This window comes from Streptomyces sp. URMC 129, from assembly GCF_051386415.1.
In the GTDB taxonomy this organism is placed as follows: Bacteria; Actinomycetota; Actinomycetes; order Streptomycetales; family Streptomycetaceae; genus Streptomyces.
Window position 1 is genome coordinate 1 of record NZ_JBPQTQ010000223.1, and the last position, 4,544, is coordinate 4,544.

The window sequence follows — 4,544 nt, forward strand, 5'->3', positions numbered from 1 at the left end:
CCCCCCCCCCCCCCCCCCCCCCCCCCCCCCCCCCCCCCCCCCCCCCCGTCGGCGCCCTACGGCTCGAACTTGTAGCCGAGCCCGCGCACCGTGACCAGGTAGCGCGGGGCTCCCGGGTCGGGCTCGATCTTGGCGCGGAGCCGCTTCACGTGAACGTCCAGTGTCTTGGTGTCACCGACGTAGTCGGCACCCCAGACCCGGTCGATGAGCTGCATCCGCGTGAGCACCCGGCCGGCGTTGCGCAGCAGCATCGCCAGCAGGTCGAACTCCTTGAGGGGCAGGTCCACCTTGCGGCCGGAGACGGTGACCACGTGCCGGTCCACGTCCATCCGCACCGGCCCGGCCTCCAGGGCGGCCGGGCTCTCCTCCTCGGACTCCCCGCGCCGGCGGAGCACCGCGCGGATGCGGGCCACCAGCTCCCGCGAGGAGAACGGCTTCGTGACGTAGTCGTCGGCCCCTATCTCCAGACCGACCACCTTGTCGATCTCGCTGTCCTTCGCGGTCACCATGATGACCGGCACGTTGGAGCGGCCCCGCAACTGGCGGCAGACCTCGGTGCCGGGCAGCCCCGGCAGCATGAGGTCGAGCAGTACCAGGTCGGCGCCGTTGCGCTCGAACTCGTCCAGCCCCTCGGGCCCCGTGGCCGCGGTGGCGACCTCGAAGCCCTCCTTGCGGAGCATGTACGACAGAGCGTCGCTGAAAGACTCCTCGTCCTCGACGACGAGCACTCGGGTCACGGGAGGACCTCCCGGGCAGGATCGTTGGTGCGGGTGGGATGCGGCTGGGAACCCGGTACGGCGTCGGTCTCGGCGCTGTCGGCGAACTCGGCCGGTTCATGAAGCGTGCCACCGAGGCCGTCCCTTTTCCTGCGGACGGACAGATGGCGTTCCTGCGCGCTGCTCGGCTCGGGCAGCCGCAGGGTGAACGTGGAGCCCTGGCCTTCGGCGCTCCACACCATGACCTCCCCGCCGTGCGAGGCGGCCACGTGCTTGACGATCGCCAGCCCGAGGCCGGTGCCCCCGGTGGCGCGGGAGCGGGCGGGGTCGACGCGGTAGAACCGCTCGAAGATCCGCTCCCGGTCGGTCTCGGGGATGCCGATGCCCTGGTCGGTGACGGCGATCTCGATCAGGTCGCCGCCCGGGGAGGGGACCTGGGAACCCGCGATGGCGACCCGGGTGTGGGGCGGGCTGTAGTTCACCGCGTTCTCCACCAGGTTGCCGAGGGCCGCGGCGAGCTGGCCGCGGTTGCCCCAGACGGACAGGCCCTCGGTGCCGCCGGAGGCGATGGTGATCTGCTTGCTGCTCGCCTGCTGGCGGCAGCGGTCGATGGCCTCGACCACCAGCTCCTCGACCGGCACCAGCTCGGCCTGCGTGAGCATGTCGTTGTCCTGCACCCGGGAGAGGTCGATCAGCTCCTGGATGAGGTTGGTCAGCCGGGTGGCCTCGTTCTGCATGCGGCCCGCGAAGCGGGTGACGGCCTCGGGGTCGTCGGCCGCGTCGAGGACGGCCTCGGACAGCAGCGACAGCGCGCCGGCCGGGGTCTTCAGCTCGTGGCTCACGTTGGCGACGAAGTCGCGCCGGACCGCCTCGATGCGGCGGGCCTCCGTCAGGTCCTCCACCAGCAGCAGCACCAGCCGGGAGCCCAGCGGCGCGGAGCGGGCGGAGACCGCCAGCACGTCGGCGCGGCCCAGGCCCCGGCCGCGCCGGGGCAGGTCGAGCTCCATCTCCCGTATCTCGCCGTCGCGGCGGGTGTCGCGCACCATCGCCAGCATCGGCTCCACGGCCAGCCGGCCGCCGCGGACCAGGCCCAGGGCGTACGCCGCCGAGCTGGCCTTCATCACGTCGTCCCGCTCGTCCAGCACCACGGCGGAGGAGCGGAGCACGGACAGGACCGTGTCCACACCGGGCGGAAGCGCCCCGTCCGCCGCGTGCCCGGCGCGGAGGGGACGCGTACGCTCGCGCTCGCTCAGACGGAATGCCAGCATGGCGATGGCGCCGGTGCACATACCGGCTACCGCTGCCACGGCGGCGACCGCCGCGTTCACGTCCATATCCTCAGGTTATGCGGGCCGTGCCCGCAGGCCACAGACGTGACTGAAGATGCTCGTCCGGACGCCCGCGAGAGTTCACCTTGCTGACAGCGATGATTCACTTGACGGGGCGGAAGCGGCTGCTTTGCGGACAGAGCTTATGGACGACACGAACGGCGCCGGCAGTGAGGAAGGACAGTCATGCGTGACGCATACCACGAAGAGCTCGACGCGATCAGCGACAGCCTGGTGGAGATGGCCCGGTTCGTCGGCTCGGCGATAGGCCGGGCGACGACCGCGATGCTGGACGCGGATCTGAAGCTCGCGGAGAGCGTGATAGCCGCCGACGAGAAGGTCGACGACATGCAGCGCGACCTGGAGAACGCGGCGGTGGCGCTGCTCGCGCGGCAGCAGCCGGTCGCCACCGACCTGCGCATCGTGGTGATGTCGCTGCGGATGAGCGCCGACCTGGAGCGCTGTGGCGACCTGGCGCAGCACGTCGCGAAGGTGGCCAGACTGCGCTTCCCGGACTCGGCCGTGCCGCGCGACCTGACGGCCACGATCCTGGAGATGGGACAGCTCGCGCAGCGGCTGATGGCGAAGGCCACCGAGGTGCTGCTGACGAAGGACGTCGACCTGGCAATGCAGCTGGAGCAGGACGACGACGAGATGGACTCCCTGCACCGGACGCTCTTCAGCCACCTGCTGGACGACCGGTGGAACCACGGCATCGAGACGGCCGTGGACGTGACCCTGCTGGGCCGCTACTACGAGCGGTTCGCCGACCACGCGGTGTCGATCGCCCGCCGGGTGGTGTACCTGGTGACGGGCGAGCACGCGGACGAGTTCACCCCCGAGCCCGAGGCCTCGGTCTGAGCCTGCGCCCCCCGGCCGCCGGTCCGTGCTCCCACGCGCCGTTTCCGCGCTGGTTGACGCATGGCGCGGGGTGGGCGTCCATGGGCAGCGGTACATCCCCTGTCGAGGAGGAATTCATGGCTGCCTCACCCGCCTCTCCCACCCCGATATCCGCCCCCGCTCCCGTGTCCCCGCGTGACCGTCGTCCTCTGCCGCTGCTGAGCGGCTGCGGGTGCGGTTCCGGGTGCGGCTGCGGCTGCCAGTCCGGCTCCGCCTGTCAGTGCGGGGGCGCCTGCTGAGCGTCGGGGGCCCGCCCTTGCCCGGCGGGGCCCCATGGCAGGGTCGCCACCAGCTCGAACGCCGTGTCGCTGATGCCGTGCCGCAGGCTGCCGCCGTCCAGCGCGGCGCGCTCCTCCAGCCCGGCCAGGCCCGCGCCGGCACCGGGAATCACGGCCGGTGAGGCGCCGGCGGGCAGGTCGTTGCGCACCTGAACGGTGAGCCCCTCGCCCGGCGCGCCGGAGACCCGGACGGTGACCTCGGCGCCGGGGGCGTGCTTGCGGGCGTTGGTCAGCCCCTCCTGGACGACCCGGTAGGCCGTGCGCTGCACCGGGCCGCGCAGCCCGTCGGCGGCGGCGGCGCGGTCGTACTCCTGGTGGAGGACCACCCGCTGCCCCGCCCGTTCCGCCTCGGCCACCAGCTCCCCGATGCCCCCGATGCCCGGCTGCGGCCGGCCGCCCGCGGTGTCGGGGCCGCGCAGCACGGTCAGCACCTCGCGCAGCTCCTCCAGGGCCTGGTGCGCGGTGTCCCTGATGACCTGGGCGCTGTCGCTGATCTCCCCGGGCGTCAGCGGCTTGGCGCCGGCCGCCGACCGGTCCGTCCGGTACGCCAGGGCGCCCGCGTGGACGGACAGCAGCGAGATCCGGTGGGCCAGCACGTCGTGCATCTCGCGGGCGATGGCCTCGCGCTCGCCGCGCCGCGCGTCGGCCAGCCGCCGGGCGTGCTCGGCGCGCTCCCGCTCGGCGTCCTCGCGCAGCCGGACCACCAGCTGGCGCCGCACGCGCATCCCGGCGCCCCAGGAGAAGAAGAACAGGTAGTACGCGGCGATGAAGGCGATCGTCGTCCAGCCGCCCTCGTGCGGGAGGCTGTACACCAGCAGGTACGGCAGGGCGGCGGCGAGGTGCAGCCCCATGACCAGCGCGCCGGTGCGCCACGGCACGCGCAGCCCGAGGTTGAGGATCGCCACGGTGAGCGCGCCGAAGCCCGAGCTGCTGACGGCGCCGACCGGGATCAGGGCGAGGGCCAGGCTGAGCGGGCAGCGGCGGCGCCACCACACCGCGAGGCAGGAGAGCGCGCCCAGCGGCGGGTCGGCGAGGACGATCCACCGCGGCAGGTAGTCCCGCTCGGGCAGGGTGACGGTGAGCACGACCCACATGCCGACCGACCACAGGAACAGCAGGATGTCGACGGCCCAGTCGCGCCCCGTGCGCCGCCGTGCGCCCCCGCCGGGCGCTCCCCGCCCGTCCGCGCCGGACAGCAGCTCGCCGGGCAGCAGCCAGCGGTCCTCCCACCTCTCCCGGACCCCCGTGTCGGTCATGCCCCGAGCCTAGAGCCTGCCGGGCGGCGGTCTCCGCCGCGCGACGGCCGAGAAACCACCGAGAGA

At 73.2% G+C, this 4,544-nt stretch carries 4 protein-coding genes; 1 reads left to right on the plus strand and 3 read right to left on the minus strand.

Annotated features, from left to right (window positions below):
- Positions 1-56: 56 nt before the first annotated feature.
- Positions 57-737, minus strand: coding sequence for a response regulator transcription factor (locus ACSNOC_RS27030; protein ID WP_049563925.1), 681 nt, complete (start codon positions 735-737; stop codon positions 57-59).
- Positions 734-2,050, minus strand: a complete 1,317-nt coding sequence (locus ACSNOC_RS27035) for a sensor histidine kinase (RefSeq protein ID WP_436750206.1) — start codon at positions 2,048-2,050, stop codon at positions 734-736. Before ACSNOC_RS27035 ends, ACSNOC_RS27030 begins: the two co-directional genes overlap by 4 nt.
- 180 nt (positions 2,051-2,230) lie before the next feature.
- On the opposite strand from ACSNOC_RS27035, the gene phoU reads away from it, so the two are divergent.
- Positions 2,231-2,905 (plus strand): phosphate signaling complex protein PhoU, encoded by a 675-nt coding sequence (gene phoU / locus ACSNOC_RS27040; protein ID WP_436750207.1) that lies wholly within the window; start codon positions 2,231-2,233, stop codon positions 2,903-2,905.
- A 256-nt stretch (positions 2,906-3,161) separates the two neighbouring features.
- Here the strand turns inward: phoU and ACSNOC_RS27045 are convergent, their stop codons facing one another.
- A complete protein-coding gene (locus ACSNOC_RS27045; protein WP_436750208.1) occupies positions 3,162-4,478 on the minus strand; it encodes a sensor histidine kinase in 1,317 nt (438 codons plus the stop codon).
- Positions 4,479-4,544 lie beyond the last annotated feature (66 nt).